Source organism: Paenibacillus sp. FSL L8-0435 (assembly GCF_037965655.1).
In the GTDB taxonomy this organism is placed as follows: Bacteria; Bacillota; Bacilli; order Paenibacillales; family Paenibacillaceae; genus Paenibacillus.
In genome coordinates this window covers 3,419,183-3,445,279 of the sequence record NZ_CP150185.1, presented here as the reverse complement: position 1 = coordinate 3,445,279, position 26,097 = coordinate 3,419,183, and the positions used below count along the sequence as shown (strand labels likewise).

At 44.5% G+C, this 26,097-nt stretch carries 24 protein-coding genes; 8 read left to right on the top strand and 16 right to left on the bottom strand.

What is annotated here, in order from left to right; all coding sequences use genetic code 11:
- The 6 genes from NST33_RS15000 to NST33_RS14975 all read right to left on the bottom strand — a co-directional run bounded on the left by NST33_RS15000 (position 1) and on the right by NST33_RS14975 (position 4,872).
- The gene (locus NST33_RS15000; protein ID WP_339308516.1) at positions 1–582 is read right to left on the bottom strand and encodes a hypothetical protein; all 582 of its coding nucleotides are present in this window, start codon (positions 580–582) and stop codon (positions 1–3) included.
- A gap of 137 nt (positions 583–719) precedes the next feature.
- Complete coding sequence (locus NST33_RS14995; RefSeq protein WP_336757859.1) at positions 720–1,283, bottom strand: GNAT family N-acetyltransferase; 564 nt, start codon at positions 1,281–1,283, stop codon at positions 720–722.
- A gap of 73 nt (positions 1,284–1,356) precedes the next feature.
- The gene (locus NST33_RS14990; protein ID WP_339308513.1) at positions 1,357–2,376 is read right to left on the bottom strand and encodes a CocE/NonD family hydrolase; all 1,020 of its coding nucleotides are present in this window, start codon (positions 2,374–2,376) and stop codon (positions 1,357–1,359) included.
- On the bottom strand, positions 2,363–3,010 hold the full coding sequence (locus NST33_RS14985) for a GNAT family N-acetyltransferase (RefSeq protein WP_339308512.1): 648 nt from the start codon (positions 3,008–3,010) through the stop codon (positions 2,363–2,365). The genes NST33_RS14990 and NST33_RS14985 overlap by 14 nt, the downstream gene beginning before the upstream one ends.
- Positions 3,007–3,798, bottom strand: a complete 792-nt coding sequence (locus NST33_RS14980; protein ID WP_339308697.1) for a MerR family transcriptional regulator — start codon at positions 3,796–3,798, stop codon at positions 3,007–3,009. The genes NST33_RS14985 and NST33_RS14980 overlap by 4 nt, the downstream gene beginning before the upstream one ends.
- Before the next feature lie 159 nt (positions 3,799–3,957).
- Complete coding sequence (locus NST33_RS14975; RefSeq protein ID WP_339308510.1) at positions 3,958–4,872, bottom strand: DsbA family protein; 915 nt, start codon at positions 4,870–4,872, stop codon at positions 3,958–3,960.
- Between the two features lie 133 nt (positions 4,873–5,005).
- Between NST33_RS14975 and NST33_RS14970 the strand changes: the two genes are divergently transcribed.
- The gene (locus tag NST33_RS14970) at positions 5,006–5,353 is read left to right on the top strand and encodes a helix-turn-helix domain-containing protein (RefSeq protein ID WP_339185171.1); all 348 of its coding nucleotides are present in this window, start codon (positions 5,006–5,008) and stop codon (positions 5,351–5,353) included.
- A gap of 162 nt (positions 5,354–5,515) precedes the next feature.
- Here NST33_RS14970 and NST33_RS14965 read toward each other — a convergent pair whose 3' ends face one another.
- The gene (locus tag NST33_RS14965; RefSeq protein WP_339185169.1) at positions 5,516–6,049 is read right to left on the bottom strand and encodes an NUDIX domain-containing protein; all 534 of its coding nucleotides are present in this window, start codon (positions 6,047–6,049) and stop codon (positions 5,516–5,518) included.
- Positions 6,050–6,091: 42 nt separating this feature from the next.
- The gene (locus NST33_RS14960) at positions 6,092–6,976 is read right to left on the bottom strand and encodes a LysR family transcriptional regulator (protein WP_339185167.1); all 885 of its coding nucleotides are present in this window, start codon (positions 6,974–6,976) and stop codon (positions 6,092–6,094) included.
- Positions 6,977–7,100: 124 nt separating this feature from the next.
- Between NST33_RS14960 and NST33_RS14955 the strand changes: the two genes are divergently transcribed.
- The 4 genes from NST33_RS14955 (at position 7,101) to NST33_RS14940 (ending at position 11,792) form a co-directional block, all read left to right on the top strand.
- Complete coding sequence (locus tag NST33_RS14955; RefSeq protein ID WP_339185165.1) at positions 7,101–8,111, top strand: alpha/beta fold hydrolase; 1,011 nt, start codon at positions 7,101–7,103, stop codon at positions 8,109–8,111.
- Between the two features lie 186 nt (positions 8,112–8,297).
- Positions 8,298–9,902 carry a hypothetical protein gene (locus NST33_RS14950; protein WP_339185163.1) on the top strand — a complete coding sequence of 535 codons (1,605 nt, stop codon included), beginning with the start codon at positions 8,298–8,300 and terminating at the stop codon, positions 9,900–9,902.
- Between the two features lie 90 nt (positions 9,903–9,992).
- Complete coding sequence (locus tag NST33_RS14945) at positions 9,993–10,883, top strand: ABC transporter permease subunit (RefSeq protein ID WP_221821140.1); 891 nt, start codon at positions 9,993–9,995, stop codon at positions 10,881–10,883.
- Between the two features lie 18 nt (positions 10,884–10,901).
- The gene (locus NST33_RS14940) at positions 10,902–11,792 is read left to right on the top strand and encodes a carbohydrate ABC transporter permease (RefSeq protein WP_307412710.1); all 891 of its coding nucleotides are present in this window, start codon (positions 10,902–10,904) and stop codon (positions 11,790–11,792) included.
- Between the two features lie 105 nt (positions 11,793–11,897).
- Here NST33_RS14940 and NST33_RS14935 read toward each other — a convergent pair whose 3' ends face one another.
- Together NST33_RS14935 and NST33_RS14930 are read right to left on the bottom strand one after the other, a co-directional pair.
- Complete coding sequence (locus NST33_RS14935; RefSeq protein ID WP_221821138.1) at positions 11,898–13,643, bottom strand: sensor histidine kinase; 1,746 nt, start codon at positions 13,641–13,643, stop codon at positions 11,898–11,900.
- Positions 13,644–13,671: 28 nt separating this feature from the next.
- The gene (locus tag NST33_RS14930) at positions 13,672–15,288 is read right to left on the bottom strand and encodes a helix-turn-helix domain-containing protein (protein ID WP_221821137.1); all 1,617 of its coding nucleotides are present in this window, start codon (positions 15,286–15,288) and stop codon (positions 13,672–13,674) included.
- Between the two features lie 187 nt (positions 15,289–15,475).
- On the opposite strand from NST33_RS14930, the gene NST33_RS14925 reads away from it, so the two are divergent.
- Positions 15,476–15,751: a hypothetical protein gene (locus NST33_RS14925; protein WP_221821136.1), complete on the top strand. Its 276-nt coding sequence runs from the start codon at positions 15,476–15,478 to the stop codon at positions 15,749–15,751.
- A gap of 220 nt (positions 15,752–15,971) precedes the next feature.
- On the opposite strand, the gene NST33_RS14920 is transcribed toward NST33_RS14925, so the two are convergent.
- The 6 genes from NST33_RS14920 to NST33_RS14895 all read right to left on the bottom strand — a co-directional run bounded on the left by NST33_RS14920 (position 15,972) and on the right by NST33_RS14895 (position 24,495).
- Positions 15,972–16,595: a hypothetical protein gene (locus NST33_RS14920; RefSeq protein ID WP_221821135.1), complete on the bottom strand. Its 624-nt coding sequence runs from the start codon at positions 16,593–16,595 to the stop codon at positions 15,972–15,974.
- A 164-nt stretch (positions 16,596–16,759) separates the two neighbouring features.
- On the bottom strand, positions 16,760–18,487 hold the full coding sequence (gene cydC, locus NST33_RS14915) for a thiol reductant ABC exporter subunit CydC (RefSeq protein WP_221821134.1): 1,728 nt from the start codon (positions 18,485–18,487) through the stop codon (positions 16,760–16,762).
- Complete coding sequence (gene cydD, locus NST33_RS14910) at positions 18,484–20,310, bottom strand: thiol reductant ABC exporter subunit CydD (RefSeq protein WP_221821133.1); 1,827 nt, start codon at positions 20,308–20,310, stop codon at positions 18,484–18,486. The genes cydC and cydD overlap by 4 nt, the downstream gene beginning before the upstream one ends.
- A 14-nt stretch (positions 20,311–20,324) precedes the next feature.
- Positions 20,325–21,338 carry a cytochrome d ubiquinol oxidase subunit II gene (locus NST33_RS14905; RefSeq protein WP_174806461.1) on the bottom strand — a complete coding sequence of 338 codons (1,014 nt, stop codon included), beginning with the start codon at positions 21,336–21,338 and terminating at the stop codon, positions 20,325–20,327.
- Positions 21,338–22,702 carry a cytochrome ubiquinol oxidase subunit I gene (locus NST33_RS14900; RefSeq protein WP_221821132.1) on the bottom strand — a complete coding sequence of 455 codons (1,365 nt, stop codon included), beginning with the start codon at positions 22,700–22,702 and terminating at the stop codon, positions 21,338–21,340. Before NST33_RS14900 ends, NST33_RS14905 begins: the two co-directional genes overlap by 1 nt.
- A 398-nt stretch (positions 22,703–23,100) precedes the next feature.
- Positions 23,101–24,495, bottom strand: coding sequence for an MFS transporter (locus NST33_RS14895; protein ID WP_221821131.1), 1,395 nt, complete (start codon positions 24,493–24,495; stop codon positions 23,101–23,103).
- 109 nt (positions 24,496–24,604) lie between these two features.
- On the opposite strand from NST33_RS14895, the gene NST33_RS14890 reads away from it, so the two are divergent.
- Both NST33_RS14890 and NST33_RS14885 read left to right on the top strand, forming a co-directional pair.
- Positions 24,605–25,480 (top strand): LysR family transcriptional regulator, encoded by an 876-nt coding sequence (locus tag NST33_RS14890; RefSeq protein ID WP_339185401.1) that lies wholly within the window; start codon positions 24,605–24,607, stop codon positions 25,478–25,480.
- A gap of 30 nt (positions 25,481–25,510) precedes the next feature.
- A complete protein-coding gene (locus NST33_RS14885) occupies positions 25,511–26,077 on the top strand; it encodes a GNAT family N-acetyltransferase (RefSeq protein WP_221821130.1) in 567 nt (188 codons plus the stop codon).
- The last annotated feature ends 20 nt before the right edge of the window (positions 26,078–26,097 follow it).

The following is a 26,097-nucleotide window of genomic DNA, read 5'->3' as shown; positions in this document are numbered from 1 at the left end:
TTATCCTTGTTGTGCTTCCTCTTCACCTTCGGCTTCAGCCTGAGCTGCTTGGCTTGCTGGAGTCATCAGCCCTTGAACTGCCCCCATAAATGGCTGAATCTGCTTAATCATGCCATACCCCATTTTGACCACAGGTGTAAACCGCTGGATCATGCCAAACAACCGCATACCACCGCCTAACATACCTCCAATTGAGCCTGCACCACCAGCTCCGCCGAAGCCACCTAACAACGAGCCTAGCATAGGCATGAAAGAGGATACCTGAGCTGGCCGAGACGTTGAACGAGACATCGACCGGGATCGCACCTGCGACTTACAAGTACTGTTCACCCGTTTACGGTTCCGAGAGGAGGCTGTTTTTCTCTTCACCCCTGCTTTAGGTTTGGTTTTGCGAGCACTGCCTTCAGATGAGGTTGCTGTGATTGCAGCCTGAGTAAGCTTTCCGCCCCCGGTAAGCACTACGCCTTCGTTGTTAACGCCAGAGATGTACCCGACATACGTTTCGCCATTATGAAGAGTCACGCAGACTGGGCGATCCTTGAGCCGTTTCACCCGGACGTGTATTTCATTGGTTTTAGCCATGGAATTCACCTCACTTGACTTGATCTACTTCAGTCTACGCAATGGGTGGACGACTTGCCTGTGCGATAGTACATCCGTGTGCCGAAATTGAAAAATGACCAGCGCTTTATTGGATAAAGTAAAATCGTTTGAGGGGTCTAACTCTTCCGGTAAGCAACCTTGTGAAAAGCATTGATATAACGAAACAGTGCCTCACCATCATCAGGCACATGCGTACTTCTATCCAATGGCAGCATCATTGCCTGATATGGTTCTGGCACCATTCTATATTGATGGACATAGGAGGTCAGGATGAACCCGTTGCTTTGCCAGAACTGAATGCGTTCCTGATGAGCCCCCGTTGTCCCGGACTCCGCCTCGATAAGGATCCCTCTGATCTCATGTTCCCTTAGCGCCCAAGCTCTGAGCTGCTCCAGCATCCAGGTCCCTATGCCCAACCCGCGCAGCTTCTGATCAACTGCGAGGTAGTCAATGATCAGAATGCGGTCCACAGCCTTCCCCTCCAGTCCAGTAACAGCCATCGCAACCACTTTTCCCTGATGCACGCCCGTGTGTAAATAACCAACCCCTCGGTCCAGCATACTGCGCAGAATCACTTTTGTCTTCGCACCGCTTTGAAAGGCCTCATGATAGATCCGCTCCATCCGTGCCCACATTGCTTCATCCCACTCCTCTATAGTAGTAAACTCTAATTCCAGCATCTCGTTCACCTCCAGAGCTTTATTATACCTTCTAATACGAATCGATATAAAATCGGTGCTCAACCTGTTCTCTTTATAACGCCAATTTGGTCAGGAATTGTTCAATCTCGTCCATATACTCAGCGGTGGTAATACTTCTTGGAGCAAACAGGAATCTCAGCCCCATTCTCCATTCCGAGCCTGCAATGGATGTAGGAAGCATCGAATGCTCTGTGTTTTGGAAAATCTTCTCGTGAAGCAAATACGACGGCTTGACTTCCTGACGATATGCACGCTCGGTATCCTTGATATCAACATTGACGTCATCTTCTCCAAGCAATAGCAGGACTGGTGTTTTGAAATTGTGCAAATCCTCCGTTGCATCCACTGTGAAGTTTTTACTCACAAAGTTCCAACGATCCTTGATCATTTGCTCCTCACCTTGACGTGCAAGCCTAATGTATTCCTCATAAGAACCATGACGTTTCAACACATCATTGATCTTGTTATTGTAATCCACCTGTGCTTGTATCTCAGTGGCCGAAAATCCATCCTTGGCCATTTGACTCCTTGTGTTGTATTCTCCCTGTCTCAGCCAATTGATCGCTGGAGAAACGAGAATACTAAATGCGAGATTTTCCTTGCCTGCAAGCTTGGGAATGACCCACCCTGCCTGACTCGCTCCCCATACACCAATTTTGGAACCATCAATCATCGGCTGCTCTTTCGCCCAAGCGATAGCTTGCTCGGCTTCAACTACGCGATCATCGATGCTTTGATTCAGCCAGTTGCCTTCGGAACCATCTACGCCGCGTTTGTCCAGCGACAACGAAGCGTATCCTATGGAAGCAAGGCGCTCCCACAATGGCTTATATCCATCACTATGTGTCGAATCAATCGGACCATTACCATGGATGAAAAGCACGAGTCCCAGCTTGCCTGATTCGTTCTCAGGCAGAGACAGTGTACCTGTCAGTTTGCCTTGTGGGGTTTGAATTTCAATGTGTTGTTCGACCATACTGTAGTCCTGTTGCACGATAATGTACGTTCCTGTACCAACAATTAATAAAATGAAGACGAGTAGTGAAATCCAGATTCCTTTACGTTGAAGCATGATATTCTCCATTGTGAGTCATATAATTCCATTGTTGTTCACCGAGAAGCATACCAGTCATCCAGCTTTTTGTACTGTTTTGTGTGTGAAACTGCAGACGTTCGTACATCTGAATGGCTTTCAGGTTGTGACTTGCCACATGCAGACTGAGATACGACATCTGCGGGGATTGCAGCATGTATTGCTGCGCCCAGGCGAGTAATTGTCTGCCGATTCCCTTGCGCTGATGTTGTGGATACACAACGATATCCTCGATGTAACATTCCTGCGTCACAGGTTCGTGTTTCAGCAAATGAATTCCCGTTAACAGCAGAAGGCGTCTCCAAGCGCCGATGTGATTGCAAGCGTCCCATACCTGGGAACCCTTCACCTTTCCAGAGATCTGTTCATGAGAGCCTGGTTTCCACTTCAACGACATCGTGCCCACAATGACATCGTCTTCTCGTGCGACCATGCGCAGATTACCAGTATCTTGGGGAACATGATGCAGCATCTGCTCAAAGGCTGTAGCCAGATCTGACAAGGACATTGCAGTGGATCTCTGGAATTTATGTCCAAATCCATAAGCCATCAGTTCGCTGGCTATTTTGTAACGATCAGGCTGGAGGTGTTCAATCTGAACGAGATGTGTCATAAGGAAACCTCCTGTTCTGTTATAATCTGTGACAGTAATTCATAATGAAGCTTGTCGGGTGTGAACAACGATAAATACGATTTTTCCACCATGAGAAGCGGCCCCTGACAGACATACCCCACCTCTTCGGCGTTAGCATAAAAATGCTGAATATGAGCAGTCAGTTGTTCTTCATTTTCCACAAATAGATGACAGGACAGGTACGTACCCGCTGGCAGCATCAGATGATGCATTCCTTCCTGAGTGGGAGTGTACATGCCTACGATGCCGGACGAATCGTAGACATAATGGAGATCTGCTTCAAACAGATTGGTGATCTTGCCTTTGTGCTGTACAAGTGTCTGCGCATTCAGAGTGGCAGTAGCTTCCATCTCAAACCATAGCGATAGCGGTGTGGCTTCGCGCTGAATGATGTTATATGCTGCCTCCATCAGATCGGCAAGATGTGCTTTTTCCTCCAATAACTTCTCCATAAAATGCTTGGTCTCCTGAAGTTTCTTAATCTCGGCTTCGGTATCGGTCAGTGCCTGATGAAAGAGTCGTGTGATCTCTTCGGGAGTCAGACGTGTAAGACATTCTTTGATCACTTGAACGGACAGCCCCATCTTACGCAGCAATAAAATATGGGCAAGCCTGTACACTTCATCTATGCCATACATCCGGTACTGATTATCACCTGTGTAAGCCGGATGCAACACTCCCTTTTCCTCAAAATAACGAATTTGATGTACCGATACGTGCATCAGCTTGGCCAATTCGCTAATTGTAATTTCAGCATTCACTGTCATCTCCACCTTCGCTGTTCTTCCTGTACATAGCATAAACCTTAGGTCCGACCCAAGGTCAAGCCTCGTTTTCAATTCAAATCAGTTTTTTTCGCAGATGTACAAAAAAAGCAAGTCATATCGCTGACCTGCTTTGGATTTGATTTCTTGTATTTTCCTGCCTCAGATATGCTCAACATACATCTCATTCAAAATATGACCCACACGATATGTGTGCTCTGCCAATTCAGATTTCACATATGATTCAATATCACTCTTTTCGATACTGTACAAGACCTCCATTTCTTTAGAAAAAAGAAGGTGTCCTTCATTGATTTTCTGCTCCAACGAGATTATCTGTTTGGGTTTCAGATCACCACCGAGCACCTGCTGAAGTGCTTGCACATATGTTTCAAGAGAACGCGCTCCGACAATTTTTATACCCTGATTCTCTTCATTCACAATGATAATGGATGGGAAACCTCTAACTCCCAAACCAGCGACACGCTCAAAGTCTTCCTCTAATAAATCTTGTGCAGATTGCTGTGCAGCCGCCTCAACCACTTCTTTTCCATTCAAGCCCAGTTGATTGACGATATCCGTCAGCACATCATCTTCTCCAATATTTCGATTAAATACAAATACGGCTTCACGCACACGTCTTAAAAAGTCCTGCTCTTTACCAGGGTGTGTACTCTGAATGACCTTAAATACGCGAGATGGCGGATAAGAAGAAAGTATTGGATTATCATGCCATAAGGAACCGTCGATGGACATGCGTGAATGTTCACCCACTTCCTTCCAATGCGCTGCAACGTCCGAAGGTTTCTTAATCCCGTTAGCGCCATCCGAGAAACCATTCCAGTTAGCCAGTAGCCCACCCATTTTGATTTGCAGCGTAAAATAATGGCCGTATTCCTCAATAAACCGATGAAGCACAGGCTCAAGCGCCCAGCAGTGAGAGCAGATCGGATCTGTTGCGTAATAAAGAGTTATCCTTTTCTCAACGTGATTCAGATTGATTTCTTGCATCGCCTCTTCCTCATTCACACCACATACGCCTGTTTCCAGATCACACATCATAGATTCGTTACTCACGTTATCCCGCCTTTATATTGTCTTATGAATTGATTTTCTTGTGTTAGTTTGATTATAATGTCTACAATCTTCTGAACAAGTACGATTCTTTTTCTGACTTAGTATCAAAAAGTATACTATTGGAGGGTATTAAGTGAAATACGAGTTTAATTTTGATCAGTTATGTCCAGCGACTTATGCATTTCAGGTCATTGGAGGCAAGTGGAATCTTCCGATCCTGGCAATCCTCAGTGAAAATGACTGTATACGTTACAATAAATTAAAAAGAAGACTGCCTGGCATTACCGGAACGATGTTAACGAACTGTTTGAAGGATTTGATTCATTCCGGCATCGTGCATCGGGAGCAATATAACGAGGTGCCACCGAGAGTGGAGTATTCGCTCACAGAATCAGGCAAGGAATTGGTTCCTTTAATTGAATCCATGGTAATGTGGGGTCAGAAAAATATGACAGCAGGCGTGAAGCAACAAGATATATAACTCCTGGCCTAATGTAACCCCTTATCATAGATGTTCATTATCTAATCGCTCTGCACAATTTGTTCAACGGCAAAAAGACTATTTCACTGGACCATCATGTCCTTTGAAATAGTCTTTCCTTTATAAATACAAGACGGCCGCTTGTTTACGACGTGTACACATCTAACTATTCAGGTCGTCATCTTCCTCATTTCCTAAATACATAACCGTTTTTTCTCCCTCAACCAATCTAATGATCTGCTTTCGTAATTTTGAAGGAAATAAAGGTAGTTCGTTTATATTTTTAATTTCGAGCCATTCATATTCCACTTGATTTTCGTCAATTGGCAGAATAGAACTATCTTGGTCTATCAATCCTATGTACTCGCATAAAAAAACAAAATCTACACGATGAAGAGCTTCACCGTATACCCCTTCAATGACAAATTCCAGTGATAACGGTTCTACATCTATTCCGATTTCTTCCGCAACTTCACGCTTCACAGCATCCGTCAAGGTTTCACCTGCATTCTGGCTCCCACCAGGCAGGATGTAGATGACTTCATCATTATCATCCTGCTTCATTGCAAGCATTCTCCCGTCTTTAATGATCAATGCTTTTGCAGAATTTCTAATCTTTCTCTCCATTGCTAATCCCCCATATATATCTGTATCATGTTGCTGAAGGTTGATTCCATTTAACATCACGATCTCCATGAAGAATATCTTAACACATACATCTAAACAAATTCTGAACAATCAAATCAACTCACTCTTGGCGACCTCCATGAAAGCAGCCATGGACGGAGAGATCCATTTTTCCCGATGCCAGAGCATTTGCGCAGAAAAGGATACATCTGATAAATCCCACGGCAGAGCAACCACTTCCCCTTCGCTCAACTCTTTCTTCAAAGCCATTTCAGGTAATAAAGCGATCCCTAGGCCAGCCACAACACATTGTTTAATGGCTTCTACACTATGAAACTCCAGCTCTGTCAGAGCATCCACACCTTTCTTTGTTATGGATTGATCAAAATGAGTGCGATACGAACAGTTCTTTTCGGTCAGCAAAAAATGCTGTTTGTGGAAGTCATCAATGACCAACTCGGAACGCGATGCTAACATATGATCGGGAGAAACCACCATTTGAAAGGTCTCATCCTTTAAAAACTCTGATTGAAGGTCTTTGGAATTAATAGGCTCATCCAATACAAAAACGACATCGGCATGCCCTTCTCTCAGACTCGATTTAAGCTCTTGCCCAGACAAGGGGCGGAACAATAACCGCACACCAGGATAGTCTGCTCGAAAGCGTTTGAACAAGGCTGGAAGAAGATATGCACACAGCACTTCGTCTGCTCCGATCACAACCGTTCCCGCCAATTCTCCGTGCTGACTGGATATGCACTTTGCTTCCTCTACATCGTTTAAAATCTTAGTGGCGTAAGGCAGAAACTGTTGGCCAGCATCCGTTAACACGACCTTTTTGCCTAATCGATCCAGCAATTTTACACCAAGCTCTTCTTCCAGCGATTTGATTTGCATGGTTATGGTAGAGGGTACATAGCTCAATAATTCAGCAGTTTGACTAAAGCTGCAGGTCGATGCAAGTGTCCAAAAGGTTTTTAGCTGGCGTATTTCCATGAGTCACGTACCTCCCAAGTTCAAAAAAAATGAATGATATGTTCGATAACGTTTCGTTGAATTGATAATAGACGTATTGTAGAGTGAAATCAAGTTATTACTATTTTATAAGGAGAATCAATCTATGAACGATTATGAAACATATAACCTTGGAGATACATTACTTCGATCGGGACAACAGCTCCCTCAAGCCTTTATCGCTTACAAGACCTATGGAAACTTAAACGCGGCAAAGGACAATGTTATTGTTGTCCCAACATGGTTTGCTGGAATTCACACAGATAATGAATGGTTAATTGGAACGGACAAGGCACTGGACCCCAGTCGTTATTTTATCGTTGTGCCCAATATGTTGGGTAACGGGTTATCGTCTTCTCCTAGTAATACCCCTGCCCCATATGATAAGAACAACTTCCCTCTCATCTCCATGTATGACAATGTACGTGCCCAACATCAACTCATCACTCAAAAATTCGGTATCTCCAAAATCAAACTTGTTGTGGGCTGGTCTCTGGGAGCCATGCAGGTTTATCAATGGGGAACCAGTTATCCTGAGATGGTCGAGCGTATTGCCCCCTTTGGCGGAACGGCAAAGAGCAGACCCCATACACAGTTGGTATTCGAAGCAATGATCGCGGCGTTACAGGCAGATTCGAATTATAAAAATGGTAGATATGAACGCCCTCCGGTTGCTGGTCTCGCAGCGATGGGAAGAGCTTATGCTCCATGGGGGTTTTCGCAGGCGTACTATTTGGAGAAATTGTATCAATCTGAGGGTTACGACTCCTTGCAATCTTATGTAGAAGATTACTGGGATCAGGTATTTCTTCCCTTCGATGCTAACGACTTGATTACCATGCTGCGTACAGGAATCTATGGAGACATTAGCGATAATCCCGTAGATGACGGCAACTTCGAACAGGCGTTAAGCAAGATCACCTCTCCTGCACTCGTTATGCCAGGATCAAGTGACTTGTTCTTCACGCCAGAAGACAGTGCGTATGATGCTCAGCATATGCCAAACGCGGTGTATCAACCTATACAGTCCAAGTGGGGACACTGCTTTGGAATCGGAGCAAACGAAGAGGATTCACTCGTTATCGATCGTCATCTAAAGCAATTTTTGGAGACATGAGTAAAAAAAGAAGGAGTACAAAGTAAAAAAAGTGCACAAAGCTCATTATTCTTTTCTCCGCTACAACTCAAAAGTAAAAAAAGATACCAGTTCTCGTCAATAACCTTTATATCCCGTTCCCCCTTTCTCGTTTAGAATATTTTCAAGAAAGCGTTATTGAAATATGACTGATAAGGGGGAAAAGAAATGAACAAGAAAACGAAAGCCTTAGTCTTGTCTGTGTGCATGTCAACCTTATTACTCGCAGCCTGTAGCAATGGAAACGGTGCTGATAAAGGTTCAACGACGGACACGGATTCCAACGAGGCTGGAACGACAACCATTCATACCGTAACATCAGAATACTCCTCTGCAAAATATCCAAAGGGCGACGATATCACCAACAATGTTTGGATTAAGCGATACAAAGAGAAGTTTAATATTGATGTCAAAACAGACTGGGTTAGCGATGAGTACGATACAAAACTCAATTTGGCTATCGCATCGAACGATCTTCCTGACGTATTCAGAGTTAATCCATCACAACTGAGACAGTTAGTCGAAGCAGATATGGTCATGGACCTTACCGAGGTATTTGATCAACACGCTTCAGATCGTCTCAAAGGTTACATGGAAGCAGATGCGGACAGTTACGAGTCTGGAAAGAAAGACGGTAAGCTATACGGGATACCACAGATGCACTGGGGATTAATTGAACAACCAGACTTCATCTGGATCCGGAACGACTGGAAAGAAGAATTGGGAGTCCCAGATCCAAAATCTGTGGAAGACATCAAAAATATTGCACTAAAATTCATGGAAAAGCACAGTGGTTATGGTATAGCGGTAGACCAATCGTTGGATTACCTCAACCTGCTTGCCATTGCATGGAATGCGCATCCGGATATGTGGATGGAGGATAGCACTGGAAAACTCGTGTACGGCTCCGTGCAGCCTGAGATGAAAAATGCGCTGGCTGAGTGGTCAGAATGGTACAAGCGAGGCATCATTGATCCGGAATTTGCAATCAAAGACTTTAATGCGATGAACGCGGATATCGTAGCCGGCAAAGTGGGAATGCAGCCTTATTACCAATGGTGGGGTTATAATCCGGGTGTCGATACGGTATCCAATCTGGGTAAGGACGCCATCTTCTACCCTTATATCATCCCTACCGTTGATGGGAAAGAAGCCAAACAATCCATCTTTTTCGCTAACAACAATTATATCGTCATGAAAAAGGGATTTAAAAGTCCTGAAGAAGTGATCAAAATTTTGAACGACTATGCTTATATTGTGGATGAAGGCAATGGCAAGGAATCCACAGAAACGTTATCCGCCTTGCTGGACAACGATATTGCCCATGTTGTTGGAGCGTTCCGTGTACTTAATCCGAATTCCGATTACGAGCAATTTGAGGCGGTCTCCGCTGCCCTTCAATCCAAGGATACCAGTGGACTCACGACTTCGGGTATGTGGCAAAAATATAACAACAGTGTGGAATTCATAGAGAATGCAACCCCAGGAGCAGTTGGTGATTATTTGCAACAAGGGGCTCCAAAGAACGCGTATGGTCTTGCCAAGAAAGTACTGGACAGCGAGAACTATACAAAGACGGCCTTATGGGGTGTTACGCCAGAAATACTTTCAAGCTACGGCACAACCTTGGATGATATCCTGACCGAAGGTTTCACCAAGATCATTATGGGTAGCGAAAGTATCGATTATTTCGATGTTATTGTCCAAAATTGGCGTGCAGCTGGGGGCGATGACGCAACTCAGGCAGTTAATGAAGCCTACGGGAAGAAATAATCTCGTTTGTCACAAAGAGGGGATGAGGGTGATCTCTCCCCTTTATTTGATAGCGATTACATTTGGCGTACAAGGAACGGAGGAATATGTATGTTGAGAAAATGGAAGCAGCAGAGTCCTTACCATCTCATGTTGATCCCAAGCCTGGTCTTGGTCTTCATCTTTTGTTACATCCCTTTCTACGGACTTATTATTGCGTTTCAGAAGTACAATCCGGGTCTCGGCTTCAACTCGCCATGGGTAGGGTGGGATAATTTTACCCACATATTTAATCAGCCGAACTTCGTAAGAACGATCTGGAATACATTGTACATGTCTGTCTTTAAGATTATCGGTGGTATAATCGTACCCGTAATTTTCGCATTATTGCTTAACGAGGTACTACACAGTGGAATTAAACGTACATTTCAAACCCTTGTCTACATTCCGAACTTCCTCTCTTGGGTCATTATGGCTGGCATCATGCTGGATATCCTTAGCTCCGACGGTATTATCAATACATTTCTAAGTGTATTTGGGATTGCACCGATCTCCTTCCTTGGCACACCCTCTATTTTTCCTTGGACGATGATTGTGAGTGACATATGGAAAGGCTTCGGATTTGGCACGGTTGTTTATTTGGCAGCTCTGACCAGTATTGATCCGGGACTTTATGAGGCCGCAGTGATCGACGGAGCGAAACGGTGGAAGCAGACCGTCTACATCACGTTGCCTCTCCTCATGCCAACCATTGTTTTAATGACCGTACTTTCACTTGGGAACGTACTCAATGCTGGCTTTGACCAAATCTATAATCTCTACTCCCCTGTTGTTTATCAGACCGGTGATATTATTGATACCTATGTCTACCGTTTAGGAATTCAACAAGCACAGTATTCAATTGGTACCGCTGTCGGGTTATTCAAATCGATCATTTCCAGTGTTCTCGTTGCTGTATCGTACATCCTGGCTTACAGAGTGGCTGGCTATCGTATCTTCTAAGAAGGAGGAACTTACATTATGATCTATGATAAAAGTATGAGCAGACGTGTATTTCTTATCATAAACTACACCATATTGCTTCTAATCTCTCTCCTATGTATCCTGCCGTTTATCAACCTGCTGGCTGTTTCATTCAGCAGCAGCGCGGCTGTATCTGCGGGGAGTGTTACGTTCTGGCCTGTGGAATTTACGACAAAAGCCTATGAATTTGCATTAACTGGAGGATCATTTTTCTCCTCTCTCTGGGTAGCCATTCAACGAACCGTTATCGGAACGTTGGTGAATCTGGTTCTGATCGTACTCACGGCTTATCCCCTCTCCAAATCAAAACAAAAATTGATGGGGCGTAATATCTATATGGGATTTTTCATCGTAACCATGTTATTCAGTGGAGGTCTAATTCCAACCTATCTGGTAGTCGTCAAAATGGGACTGATCGATTCCATATGGTCTCTGATCCTGCCTGGGGCCCTCCCCGTATTCAGTATGATTATCCTCATGAATTTCATTCGGGGGCTGCCCGAGGAGATTGAAGAATCAGCCATTATCGATGGTGCTGGGCCTGTACAGGTATTGCTTCGTATTCTACTCCCACTTCTCAAGCCCGCTCTGGCTACGGTTGGTTTGTTCAGTATCGTTGCTCACTGGAATTCGTGGTTCGATGGCATTATCTATATGAACAATCCAGACAATTATCCATTACAAAGTTACCTCCAGACCCTTCTGCAAAGTTTTGAGCAAATCATGCTGAAATCTGGGTCAGATTATACGCAGCTGTTGTCCATGATGAACGCCAGGACGGGGCGCGCCGCTCAGATGTTCCTGGGTGCCATTCCGATTTTGCTTGTGTATCCATTCTTACAGAAATATTTCACCAAAGGTTTGGTGTTAGGTAGCGTCAAAGGGTGAACAAAAGGGCTTGCAGTTCATACTGCGAGCCCTTTGTTTATATCTAAACTTATTTTTATGATCGCTGTACTGCATTATGAGATGCATAAATGAAAGCATGAATGACTATTTGGCTTCTAGGATGGCAGGCAGCAGAATGGAGAAAATGGTACCTTCACCCATTTTACTCTCCACCTGTATTCCATAGGGTTTCCCAAAATGAAGTTGAATTCGCCGCTGCACATTATGCAATCCAATCCCATTCGTTCCCGTACGTGCACCGGACTTCTCTTCCAATAGATTCTGCATCGTTTGATGATCCATCCCCACGCCATTATCACAGATTTCGATCACAACTTCATCCAGCTGTGATTGAATCCGAATAGTGATGATTCCGTCTTCTTCCAGTTCGGCCAGACCATGAAAAATCGCATTCTCCACAATCGGCTGCAGGATCATTTTGGGCATGCGATAATTCAGCAGTCTATCCTCAACCTCATATCTCATCTGAATACAACCATAGTACCTGACATTCTGAATCGTTACGTAATTCGCTATATTATCGAGTTCTTCACAAATGGTTACGAGAGTTCCATCAGATTTTGTTGCATAGCGGAGCATCGAGATTAGTGCATCGGTCATTTCCACGATTTTATCAGCCTGCTGCATCGAGGCAATCCATTTCACCGACCCAAGGGTGTTATACAGAAAATGAGGCTTGATCTGGTCATGGAGCGCACGCATCTCGGCCTTGGCTTTATCTATCTCTTCCTGCTGCATCCGTTCGACCAACCGTTTCAATTCGTGTGACATTCTGTTGAACCGAATGGATAAATGGCCAATCTCATCTCTGGAGCCAATAGGTACAACTTGTTCGAACTGACCTTTCTCCACTAGAGCAATATTCCGCAGCAATTTTTTAATGGGAGTTGTGATCACGTGAGATAAAAAGATGGATATGACGGCAGCAAAAAGAACAATAACGATGGCAAGCGTCACCAGATTACGGCCCAATATTTTGCCATCAGCAGTCAGTTCATCCAAAGGCATATATAAGTAAGTTGTCCATTTTTGCTGACTAAGGGGACTGGTCACCACGACATTTAGTGATTCAGGCGGACGAACGTTGTCACGGAACAGTGTCCCGATTAATCGTTCGTTCACGTTATATACGATCTTGTCATCCTCATCAACAATCATGAATCTGGAGCGCAGCCCTTCCTGCAAGTTGCGGTTGACGATTTCAATGAATTTGATATCAATGCTGACAACGATCACGCCAAGCAGTTTTCCACTAGTCACATCATGAATTTTGCGTGCGTGTGACACTGCCAGTATTTTATTCTCCAATTGCTCGTCGATTCGTGTTGTGAGGGTAATGGTTCGATCCTTATCATGCATGAACTTTTTAAACCACAATTCGTTTGCTACTTTGAAGTTTGGATCAATGGGTTGATGTGGACTGACAAAAAGGTCTTGCCCCCCGTTCATATTGTAGAGGTAGATGGAGAATACGCGATCTTTCATCATGATATAATTCATCAGAATATTGTATGCGGCAATCTCATGATGTTCATCACCCTCTCGCAGGAAATCCTGTATAGGGAAACTCCCTTCATGAGTCGCAGACAGATTGTCACTAAGGCCATTGCTGGCTAGCAGCGAAATTTTCTCAATCTCCTTGAGGAACTCGTCAATGCGGATATTCGTTTGTTTGGCCAGATCGTTTAGCAACGTTGTATAGTTCTGTGCCAATAACCGCTCTGAGGAGTAATACGAATTGATGGTCATCACCAATACCGGAAGGATAATGACCGTCATACAGATCACCATAATTTTGTACTTGATTCGGAAGGGCCGAACATGCTTCATATGCTGCACCTCTATTCACCGATTACATTCATCCCTGCTGTAATTCTCGATATTCCTCCGGAGTGACCCCTACCGATTTTTTGAAAATTTTACTGAAGTACGTGTAATTATGGTAGCCCACCTTTTCTGCGATTTCATACACTCTCATTCCTCTGCTCAATAGATACGCCTTCGCATGTTCAATTCGAACTCGGGTCAAGTACGTGATAAAGTTCTCTCCTCGTTCCTGTTTGAACACACGGCTGAGATACGACGGATTCACACTGATTTGGCTAGCGATACTTTGCAGTGAGATATCTTCCGCATAATACTTGTCGATCAATTCAGTGGCGAGATCGGTGTACGTGCTTTCCTGTTTGATTTGGGAATCGGTTTGGAAGTAATATGCAATATGAGCAAGCATATCTTGGTGGATATCCTCCCAATACTCCCCCTTTAGAACGATTTCATAGGGTGATTTTTCTGTTAAAGAAGGAGCACCTCTTTCCGTAGCGCGGGATAAATGGGAATGTATCGTTTCCATTACCATGATATATTGCTTGCGAATGCTATTCTCATCCGCTCGTAGCTGTTCCAGGTTGGATCGGATTCCTTCAAGGAACTCTTCCGCCATTTTGTTGTCTTTGCTTACCCATAACTTCAACAAATCTCGTTCTTGTTGCGGGCTTAAAGCCCCCTTAACTTCATGTCGATCTGGGGATTGAACCATATCATCGTAATGCAACACCTGGTTGCTTCCTGTGAAGAAACTCTGTTGGAGAGCCGTTTCTGCCTCTTGGCAGGCCTTCCTGATGTGAAGAAAACCGGAAGTCATTCTACTCACCCCAGCCGTGAGCGATAGATTCATAAAATCCTTGATTGAAGACAGCAATTTATTACATAGTTTATTCAAGTCGGCATGTACAGATTGGCTCTCAGGAAGTACATTGACGATCACCCAATATTCAGAGGAACTTTCAACAAAAATCTCTTTCTCCCACTTCGAAGGAATAATCTCTTCCATAATATTAAGAATCGAAAATCGGAGCAGCTTTTCCCCTTTCTCTACATATTTCCGCTTTGCATCCTCGTAATAATTCACGATGAACTTCATGACAACCAACTGGTCCGAACGTATACGAAAATGTAGTTCTTCCGCTTTGGTGATGATATCCTCCTCACTAATGAATCCGCTTACAATATCTTGGAAGAAACTATCCTTTAGATATCTTAGGCTCTTGGAATAGTCCTGTGTTATAGAGGGTGTGTTGGTTGGGTGAACATGTTCACTTTGCAGTTTCTGTCCAACCGTGCTCAGGAGGTCAATAAGGGAGGATTCGGTGATCTCACTTTTAATCAAGTAATCTGAAGCGCCAAGTTTTAGCGCCTCTTTCACATAATGAAATTCGTCAAAATTACTCAGGATGACATACTTACAGGTTTTCAGTACGCAGGAGGCCTCTTGTATAAGCTGTAGCCCATCCATAATCGGCATCTTGATATCTGTAATAATTAGATCAGGCATCACTTCAAGCGCAAGGCTTAATGCCTCTTTTCCATTTCCCGCCTCACCAACAACATAGAAATTGTACTCTTCCCAATTCAGCATGGAACGAATTCCAACCCGCATGAGCAATTCATCATCTACGATCATCAGTTTATACATGCGTATCCCCCAACATGAACCATTTTTAGATATTTTACCATTAAACGGACTCTTGCAAAGATGTCTAGCGAACCTTATTGAATTGCGGGTATCATAAATAACACTTTTACAGAACATACGTTCCTGTTATAATCAGGTTATCGTATTTGGTGTAACATAACATGCCCACCTGGAAAGGATACATATCATGAATTTATACAAGTTTGAATTAACGGTGAACGGATATCTATTACGTGTTCATTTCAGTGCATCTGAAGAAAGTGGATTGAAATGGTGCAAACGAGTTGCTTCTGAATTCCAGAATAACGTTGCCAATCTGGAGATCAAGGTTGATATACATAAAAAGCAGAAACAACAGCATGCACGGGATTATCACGGAAAGCCATATTTGTATGATAGGACACTAAGGAAAAAGCCGCTTACCAAGAAAATTAAAACGGCTGAATCATCTGCTATTATGTAAAGGTTACTAAAAGACGCTAAGATTCTCATCATATAGGCTAATTGGTTGGAGAGCATTTTAATTCGGGTGTTCCCCACTATGCCGAACAGTTTAGCGCCTCTGTATACTCTTGTCCTTCCTGTCCTTCCTTTAAGACAAAAGATAAAAGCCTGCTCCTATATGGAACAAGCTTTTGTCCGTGTCAGTTGTACTATATGCCAAGGAAGATTTTTGTTCACCCTTAGTATCTCTCTGATTCCTTAAATATCATATAACGATGGACACCTCTGACAGCATGCATTGCTTCTTGTATTAGCTGAATCGCAGTTTCGCGTTGTCCCGCTTTTAGTTCAATCGCTGCAAGAAGCGAAGATCTCATCCAGACCTTGTTAATGGATTTCAAGTGTTCCCTCGCCTGCTCACTTCTTCCTTCTTCCATAAGTAAATACGTTTCATAATATGTACGATAATCCGATCTACGCATATTCTGCACCGCAGTACGAACAGCTACCAAGTCGTTGTGATAGGAGCCGTAAGCTGCATTATATACTGCTTGTGTCCTTTTATTGGTGTCCTCATTTCTGATGCGCTCTATTGTGTGTTCCAATTCATCATCAAGTCTGTTTGCAAGAGCGTAATAGATATAAAGCTTTGGGGTATTCTCCTGTCTGCGTAGAAATGCCTCGACGCGGTCCATCCGTGTTTCCCAACCCAGAGGATAAAAAATACGAATGGTAAACATGATCAGAGTAGCGGTGAGAACAACTCCAAGTATCCAAAACAGAGATTGGTCATTCATCTTCATGTACACAACAAATAAAAATACGGCCAAATAAAAAACAATATCCCACTTATATTTTCCCATCTTCCATCTCCTTTATAGACATAAAAAACTATTATATCAAAACAAACCCCAAGGAGTATATGCACCGCATCCTTTGGGGTTTAGTTAAATTTATAAAATTGATTTATTGAAGTTTTCTTCATTAACGACAATCGACCGTATTGTCTACTCAATAGACTAGATTCTTACGCCCCGACGTCTCCAATCATTTGTCGTTCAATTTGTTTCATTTCATAAAAATAGCCTTTTTGCTCCATCAGCTCGGAGAAAGAACCCGATTCTACAATCTTGCCTTGGTCCATGACCACAATCCGATCCATCTCTTCCAATCCCGTCAGCCGATGGCAGATCAGAAGAAATGTATCTTCGGATGCTTGTGCAAGAAGATGCTGGAGCACATGTTTCTCTGTGACGTAATCCAACGAAGAAGTTGGTTCGTCCAGAAGCCATAACCGTCCTTTGCGCAGCATGGCCCGTGCTAGAGCCAGCCGCTGCTTCTCACCATCCGACAGGTTCTCCCCTTTTTCATATACCATGTCGGTCAATAACTTATTCGGCAGTTGGACTTTATCCAGCACAGCCGACAGTTGTTCATCTGAATGTTCTTCTCCATTCAGCAACAGGTTGTCCCGGATGGTTCCCCGGAAGAAATGGCTTTGCTGCAACACAACATTTGCCCTTTGCCAAATACTCTCCTCATTCAGTTCCTGCACCGGAACATCGTTTAACCGTATATCGCCAGACGTTGGTACACGCAGCTTGAGTAACAAATCAATAATCGTTGACTTACCTGACCCGCTCGACCCTACAATCGCTGTTTTGGAGCCTGCTGCAAGTTGCAGGGAGAGCTCCCTCAGCGCCGGTCTCCATTCCCCTTCATATTGAAAGCTAACACCGGATAGTTCAATCGAAACCGCCTGATCGGCTGACACGTCACCGCTTGGCTGAACAGGTTGCACATCAGAGGTCTGCACCGTTTCCGCCAGTCGCTGAGCAGCGTGTTCACTATCCTGCTTATATAGAGGTAATATAGCCATTGCGGCAGCTTCTTCGAATACGGTCTGCGTGGCCAGGATCAGCATGGCGAGGAATACACCGGCAAACGCTCCATTCACAATTAAGAAGGCACTGAGTGCTAGCACACCCCATGTAACGAGATACGTCACAAAAACGTGCATGGATTGCCCACGCAGCAGGTGCGAAGCGGCTTGTTTCTGTTCTGTTGCCAATGCAGCGGAAGCCTGCTGAAGCTGCTGCTCACGCTGTTCCAATTGGCCGTATACTTTCAGATCCCTGAAACCATACAACACTTCGGTTACTTCCGTGGACAGCAAAGCCCTTTGCTGGCGGACACGTCCGTGTATTTTTCGCTGACCTAACAAGACAATACCTGGTACAACAAATGCCGTAATCAACATACCTAGTACTAACAAACACGCAATCCAGATCGAAAAGGCCGAAGTGAACAGCATGGTAGCCAAAAACACCATAACGACCATGATGGGTGGATACGCGACCCGCAAAAAGTAATTTTGCAAACTTTCCACATCACCCACGATCCGCGCAAGCAGATCCCCGCTTCGGTTTTTGTTCAATATACCTGGCGTTACCGGGATCAGTTTGGCAAAAAAGGACGTCCGCAAACGGCTCAGCATGGAGAATGTCGCCCTGTGCGAATACAAGCGTTCCCCGTAGCGACTTGCCGCTCGAAGGAAACCAAGTAGTTTGACCATGGAGGTGAGTACAATTAAGGTGTACAGCGGTGGCGCAAATACTGTTTGAGATATCATATAACCACTTGCGGAAAAGAGAGCTACCCCTGCTATGCCGGCGATAAATCCGCCCAATATCGAAAGCAAGATATCCTTGCGCTCCTGAATCATCGCTTTTGACAGAATCGTCAGCTCATTCATGCTAACCCTCCTTTCCGTTGTACATCCACCATCTCCGCATATTGAGGCAGGCGCGCCAGAAGCGCTTCATGATGTCCTGAATCCACCAACACCCCATTGTCCATAAACAAAATGTTGTCTGCATGTTGAATCGTATATAAACGGTGTGCCACCGTAATCATCGTTGCCGTTTTGGCTAATGCCGCAATGGATTGTTGCATTACCCGCTCGGTGTGCAAATCCAATCCTACGGTGGGTTCATCGAACAAAATGACAGCTGGTCGCTTCAGAAAAGCACGTGCCAAAGCAAGTCTTTGCTTTTCCCCGCCAGACAGCCCCCGGCCACCTTCACCAACAAACGTATCCAAGCCCTGCTCCAATTGTGCGACAACACCAGCAAGCCCTGCTTCCTCTGCCGCCTGCTCTATTTCAGCTCTGGAGACGTTCCGACCTGCGCCAATCGCGATATTTTCGGAAAATGTACCTGCAAAAATATACGGATGCTGTGTAATATAGCTAACACGTTCAAACCATGCAGCCTCATCATGTTGTGAAATCTCGCTTCCGTTAACCAGAACCGCTCCCGAATCTGGTTTCAGTAAACCGGCAATGAGATGAAGCAGCGTGGTTTTACCGGAGCCACTTTTGCCTACAATAGCGATCTGTTCTCCCGGTCCAATCAAGATCTGTCCTGTCTCAAGTCCAAAGGAATCAGGTGTGTACTGGAATCGGACATCGTTCAGTTCAATGGTTGGTGGCATTGTTATGAACTCGGCGCGAGGGGCGTGTACCCCAGTCTGCTGCACGATCTGACCATTAGTATCACTGGTATGTGTGGCCTTCTCAACATTCTCAGGCTTCGTTTGTGTGCTCTTGACACTAGTTTCCTCAAGCATTTGTTCCACCTTACGAATGGCCCCCATACTGGTTCGACCGCTGTGAAAAGCCGTTCCCGTATTCTTCAACAGACTGTAAAACTCGGGCACGAGTAACAACACAAGAAAGGCTGTGTGGAAGCTCATCGATTTGAACACAAGTAACTGAATAGCCAATTCAAGCGCAACAATACCAATGCTTAACATCACGATCGATTCCAGTATAAACGTATTTGTAAATGCAATCTTCAAAATGCCCATGGTGGCATCACGATACCCCAGACTGCTGCGTTCAATCTCCTGCTGCTGACGTTTAGCCCGTCCGAATATTTTCAACGTAACCAGCCCTTGAAGCGAATCCAGAAACGTACCGGAAAACTCGGCAAGTTGCGCATATTTTTCTTCTGATTTGTTCTTTGTCTGGAGCCCAACCAAAATCATGAACAGCGGGATAAACGGTGCCGTGAATAGCATAATCCAGCCTGTGTTGGCGTGCTGCGTAAACGTAACAACCAGAATCAGAATCGGGATCATCGCGGCTTCCATCATTCGAGGCATATATTGACTGAAATAACTGTCAGCCTCATCCACAGCATCCAAAGCAACACTGACCTTTCCTCCCGTCTGTCCACTCAGGGTTGAAGGCATGGAAGCGCGGGTCAGGTTCTGCAACACAGATGCTCGCATATTCGTCTTGGCGCGTGCTGCCATATGCAAGCCCACTTTCCCATTACCATACGACAACAGTGAGCGTACAGCCATGACAGCCAGCAATAGGCCAAGCAACAGCATCACGGATGAAAAGGAAGCTTTCTCTACAAAGATTCGCTGGACTGCTTCAGCTACCAAGGTGGCCTGGCTTACAATAGCTACACCAAGGGCCAGCGAAATGATCGCAAGGAGAAGTCTGTTTTTTCGTTGTAAAGACATTTGCTGCGAGATCAGATTGGATTTGCCTCTCCTTTTCATTGAACGCTCCTCCTTTATTTTTTCCCTTTCACATAATCCGCATCAAACAGGAACAGTTTGAAGACCAGGATTAGAGAAGGAATTAACAGGCACAGACCACCGATAAACACAACGACGAGTGCAAAGCCCATTGCAGGTGGTGTGGCGCTGCTCTGAATGGTGATGAATGGATCAAGAATGTAAGGATATTGCCCAATCCCGTAAGCAAAAAAGGCTGTGAGAAATTGCAGCATGATGCATATAAAAGCTAAACCGTAACGGCGTCCGTTATATAACAGCCACATGGCAATCATGAAAAACGCAACGGAAAGCGCCAGTAGCCACCATAGATCCATCATATTTTGAAAATGACGCTCATTGTGTTGACCCAAATATATAAATGCAGTCAGCGCGAGAATAATGGTCGGTGTGCTCCAGAACAAAGCATAGTTACGCATTAGCTTCAATGCCGAATGATCCTCTGCCCGAGAAGCATAAAATGTTAGAAATGACCCGCTAATGAACAATACGGATACGATTGCCAGTCCAACGATGCTCCATGATAACGGATTGGTAAATAACGCCCAGTAATCCAGGGAAACGGTATCTCCCTGCTTCAAAATAAAGCCACCTTCAGACAGGGTCAGTGCCACTGACAATGACGCTGGAATAAGTAGACCCGTAGCTCCATATAAGAACAAATACACGATACTTTTTTTAGAACCATAATTTTCGAAAGCATAGAATGAACCACGAATGGCAAGTAAAATGACGGCAATACTTCCCGGAACAAGCAGCGCGGAGCCATAATAGTAAGCAGTATCCGGAAAGAATCCAACGATGCCAATATAGAAAAAGACAAAAAATACATTGGTGATCTCCCAGACCGGTGATAGATAACGGGAGATCAGACGATTAATCAGGTGATCCTGCTTCGTCAGGCGTGCATAAAAGGCGAAGAAACCTGCTCCAAAATCAATGGAAGCTACAATAAGATAGCCGTACAAGAACAGCCAGAGTACCGAAATACCAATTAATTCATAACTCATTATGCCTGACCCCCTTTCTCGGCTGATTGATCATGCTTCTCCTTCAACCATTTCTCCATCTCGAGTTCAGCAGGATTATTATTGAACAACCGTCTCAGTACAACGACACACATAACGCCTAGCAGGATGTAGAGAAGCAAGAAGACGAAAAATAAAATTCTCACACTCGGTGAAGAAGTAGCGGCCTCTTCCACTCGCATATAACCTCGGATGATCCATGGCTGCCGCCCAATCTCTGCATAGAACCAACCCATCTCAACGGCCAGAAAAGCGAGCGGTGCACTGAGTGCAACCATACGAAGCATCCACTTGTTAAACTGATTACGTTTCTTCCAGAATACAAACAGGAAGTACAGACTTGAGATCGCAAGCAGAGCAAATCCGATTCCAGCCATTAGATCAAACAAATAATGCACAAGTAAAGGTGGATGCTCATCTGGTGGAAATTCGTTCAGCCCGGTTACCTCGGCATCAAAGTCTCCAAAGGCAAGGAAACTGAGCACCTTCGGCAAATGTAGTGCGCCTATAATTTCATGTTCAGCATTCAGCCATCCCAATAAAATCAAATCCGCTCCGCTTTCCGTCTCGAAATGCCACTCGGCAGCTGCGAGCTTCTCCGGCTGATGCTCAGCCAAAAACTTGGCAGATACATCTCCAGCTAAGGAATTTAATAAACTGAATACCAGTACAACGGCCATCATGAGATTCAAGCCTTTTTTGTGGTAGGCGGACACTCCCTTTCTCAGCATCGCAAAGGCTGCTATTCCTGCTAACAGGGCAGCTCCTGTCAGATAAGCCGAGCTTAATACATGGAACACTTTGGAGAACGTCGCCGTATTCAGCATCGCTTGCACGGGGTTCACTGCCATGAATTGGCCTGCTTCCATCACAAAGCCTTCAGGCTGGTTCATGAATCCGTTCACTGTAGTAATAAAAACAGCAGACATACCTGCCCCGGCGACAATTGGAATGGTCAGCAACCAGTGGATATACGGATTTTTGAACCGATCCCACGTGTACAGGTAAATGCCCAGGAAGATGGCTTCAAAAAAGAACGCGAATACTTCCATAAATAGTGGCAGTGCAATGACATTCCCGGCCAGTTTCATAAAATTCGGCCATACCAGAGCCAATTGCAGCGATATCGCTGTGCCTGTCACGACACCAACCGCGACAGAAATGACAAACCCTCGTGACCACCTCTTCGCCATAAGTATGTAATGGTGATCCTTCTTCCGAATGCCGATGAACTCTGCAATAGCGATCATCAGAGGCACACCGACACCAAGTGTTGCAAAAATAACGTGGAACCCGAGCGTCAAACCAGTCACCAGCCTGCTCCATAACACCGTATCAATAGCCATTCGTTATACTGCCTCCCTTCAAACTCTGTTCAATTTTGAAACAATCAATATCAGCTTCGGCCAAGCTCAATGCATAGTTGCGAAATATTTCACAAAGGTAGGTACGACGATATCTTGCCACACCTTTAATGCGTTTACTCCTGTTGGCTCCCGATTATAACAAGCGCTGGATGCCTATGAAAATCTGATATTGATGCACTTCAAGTACTGACCAAGCCTATTAATCAAAATTATTATATCTTTATTTTTACCTAATTCAATCAAAGACACGTCTTCTACCTTAAACGTTCAAGAAAGGATCAACTCTTTCTGACAACTTGGTGAAAAACAAAAAATACACCCAATGGAGCTATTGATTCATTGGGTGTAAACGTGCTATTGCACGGCAGATTCGCTATTTACTTGCTTACTTGCTCCGGACTCACCGGACCTGCCTCGCGACGTACGCTCATGATGATCAATGATGCAGCTAATACCGTAAGGATGATGCCAAGCATGTGAAATCCTGTCACATTAAATGTATCTCCCATAACAATTCCAATGAATAACGACGATAAGATGGTCCCCAGGTAGCGTGATGTATTAAAAATACCCGATGCGACTCCAATCATTTCTTTGGGTGTGCTTTTGAACAGTGCTGCTTGCATGCCAACCGCGTTTAGGCCGTTACTTATTCCAAATAAAGCTAAGGCAACAATGATTATGAAGATTGGAGAAGTTTCATTCATAACAACGATCAATATAGAGCCCAATGTCATTAAAGAAGCGGATAAGATCAGCGCTGGCCGTGATCCTGATCTGTCAATCCAGCGCCCTGCAATCGGAGCAATAATGACTGAACATAACCCCAAAGCTAGCATACTCATTCCTGTATGAACTTCATTGAGATGTCGTATCTGCTTCAAATACGTAGGAACTCCAAAAAATAGTGCGTAAAACAGGATATTTACCAGCATGTATTGCACATTCACCCAAGTCATCTCGGGATATGTGGCAAAGGTTCGCAGAGGGATGAAAGGCGTGTCTGCTTTTAATTCATGTCGAATGAACATAACGAGTGCGATTAACCCGATCGCTCCTGTCAGCAGATGCCATGTTGAAATATCTCCTGTGGAATTTACTGAAAGTAAACCGATGAGCAGAGTTACCAAGGCTACCGTAAACATCAGGATGCCTGGTGCGTCAATTAACGCAAGCCATTTCCGAATGGACATGTGACCAGAGATAGACGGGGATTGCTCGTCCTTCGGGATTGTTTTCCAGGCGAACCAAAAACTTGCCAAGACAAACGGAATATTAACGATGAATATGCTATGCCAATCCCACCAATGAATCAATACTCCACCAATAAAGGGCCCGATCGCAGCCGCTCCAGAAAGGAATATAGCCAAGGTGGACAAGGCGGAGGCTTGCTTGTCAGTCACGTTAATTCTGACAATCGCCATTCCGACGGCCACCATCATGCTTGTGCCAATCGATTGAATGATTCGGAATACGATGAGCCACGAAAAACTGGGAGACCACGGAGCTAGCATGGATGATACAAAAACAATAATAAGACCCATGAGGAATATCTTCCTGCGGCCAAACAAATCACTACATTTGCCCATGACGGGTTGAGCGACAGCACTGGCAATGTAAAATGATAAAATAATCCACGAAACGGCTGTAAAATTAAGTTGATACACTTGTTGTAGCCTTGAAATAGCCACCGAAATCATGGAGGAATTCAACGGATTCAACATAATTCCGAGTCCAACAGCTAACATCAATCCTTTATTTCGAACGTTCATTGGTGCACCTCTCCTTCTTCTGCTGTCATCTTACTTGAAAACATTCATTTATTCCAACGCATTATATGTTATGATTTGATGAACTAGAAGGAATGAAGGAATGGTGCAAATGGAACTTCTTCAACTAAAATATTTCCTGACGGTGGCCCGATGCGAACATGTTACGGAAGCTGCAGGAAAGCTGCATGTCACGCAATCCTCCCTGAGCAAAACGATACAACGATTAGAGGATGACCTGGGAGTCCCTTTATTTGATCGAATCGGGAGAAAGCTGCGATTAAACGACTTTGGAAGAACATTTCTTCAGCGAACTGAAAAAGCCTTATTTGAATTGGAACAAGGAAAGCGGGAAATTGCTGACCTCTCCAACCCGGATCAGGGTACACTGCAATTGGCGGTGACTACGGCGAGCACATTGCCAGGCATACTGCGGGAATTCCGGAAAAACAAACCGGATATTCAGTTCCATGTGCAAATGGTTTCGTTAGAAAACATGTCCAGACTTCTACATCGGGGCGAGGTGGACTTTTGTCTCTCCTCCCCTCCGATTCATGGTGACGATATCGAATGTCAGATCCTATATGACGATCCGATTGTAGTCGCTGTTCCTATGGGTCATCGATATGCAGATCGAAGCAGCATTCAATTAACCGAGCTTAAGGACGAGCGGATTGTTGGGGTGAAGCAAGGGTATGGGGTTCGTGATATGGTAGATTCCGTATGTCAATCCGCTGGTTTCCTACCGAAGTATGTATATGAAGGTGATGAGCCTGCAAGATTAACAGCCCTTGTGGAAGCGGAGATCGGTCTCGCGTTTATACCTAGCACAGCCAGAAACCCGCATGAGCGCATTAGATATCTTCAGGTAGAGGAACACAAGCTCGTTCGGGAAATCGCTCTACTTTCGCACAAAAACAGATATATTTCCAAAGCCGCTTTAGAGTTTCGCAGCGTGGTTATGGACTATTTCAGTGCTATGCCATGAGCATACATTCAATACAGAGGAGTTGTCATTTTGATATTAAAACCAGAAAAATTTGATCATATTTCAGAGACAGAACGGCTAGTCATCCGACCATTACAGAAAGACGACTATGAAAATTGGTTGAATGAGTTCGAAAACCGTCATCCCTCCCAACACCGTCATGATACAGGCAAAATGGATATGAGTGAATGCACACTGGATTGGTTTCGTGATCTGGTAGATCGACATCAAGAGTTAGCGCGTACAGATGCCGTTTATGTATTTGGTGTGTTTAGAAAGCATGATGGTACACATCTGGGTATGATTGATATTGCTACCTTGGCAAGAGATGATTTTCAATGGGGAAGCTTCGGATACACGATCCATAATCAGTATTGGCGAAAAGGTTATGGGAAAGAAGCAGTGAATGAAGCACTTCATATTGCATTCGAACATCTGAAATTCCACCGTATAGAGGCTCATATCAATGTGGATAACACCCCTTCCATGAAACTGGCAGAGAGTGTTGGTATGGAATTTGAATGTCTACGTAAAGGGTTTATTCACGAAAATAATGAATGGACCGATCACTTGGTGTATTACAAAAATTCTAATTAATCTAACCCCACCGATAATCA